The 953-nt window shown below is 68.0% G+C and carries 1 protein-coding gene; it reads right to left on the reverse strand.

Annotation, left to right across the window (positions count from 1 at the left end; translation table 11 throughout):
* Positions 1-15 precede the first annotated feature (15 nt).
* A complete protein-coding gene (locus NVU01S_RS02605) occupies positions 16-831 on the reverse strand; it encodes a DUF1206 domain-containing protein (RefSeq protein WP_156161499.1) in 816 nt (271 codons plus the stop codon).
* Between the last annotated feature and the right edge of the window lie 122 nt (positions 832-953).

The raw sequence follows: 953 nt of genomic DNA on the forward strand, positions 1-953 counted from the left end.
AAATCGTGCTGGGGCTTACATTTTCGCGTAGCGGGCCATGACGAAGCTGTAGAGGCCGTAGGTGATGATGCCGAGGCCGGCGACGATGAGCAGGACCATGCCGAAGGGCTGGGCACCGAGGATTTTCAGGGCACCGTCCAATCCCGCGGCCTTCTCGGGCTCGGACTTGGTGGCGGCGAGGATGACCAGCAGGCCGACGGCGCCGACGGCTAGGCCTTTGGCCAGGTAGCCGGCCATGCCGAGGCGCCGGACCAGCTTGCTCGGCGTGCCCTGCAGATCGTCGACGAACTTCTCGGTGACGCCCTTGTACACGTGGTAGCCGCCGACCCCGATGATGACCAGCCCGGCCACGACCAGGGCGATGGCGCCCGCGGTGTGCTGCATGACGCGCGCCGCGAGCCCGGCGCTCTCGCCGCTGCTGGACTTGCCGCTGCCGCGCGCGAAACCGAAGGCGGAGACGGCGAAGACGAAGTAGATCACCGCGAGGGACAGGGCCTTCACCCGGCGCAACGCCTCGGACTTCTTGCTGTCCTTGTCCGGCTTGGACGCGCTGCCCAGCACCGCTTCGACCAGCCGCCACAGCGCCAGGATCAGGAAGGCCACCGCGCCGACCCACAGCACGAGCGGGCCGCCCGGCTCCGCCGCCAATTCCTTCATCGCCCCGGATTGGTCGGCGGCGCCGCCCGAACCGCCGAGCGCGATGCGGATGGCGATGTAGCCGATGATCAGGTGCACGATGCCCGTCATGACGAACCCCGCCCGGGCGAAGCGCTCGAAGACGCGGTGCTGGGCGATCCGTTCCGCTGTGCTGGCCGCCTTGGTCTGAGTCATGCTGGCACTCATCTCATTTCGATCGAACCGAACGTCGGGGCAAATACCCGGTCCGGCCCGCTCGAAACGGGGTGTCGCGAATATCCAAGACGGGCTCCCGGCGGTGGCGCAGAATTTGCCGC

This window comes from Nocardia vulneris, assembly GCF_001613425.1.
GTDB lineage: Bacteria > Actinomycetota > Actinomycetes > Mycobacteriales > Mycobacteriaceae > Nocardia > Nocardia vulneris.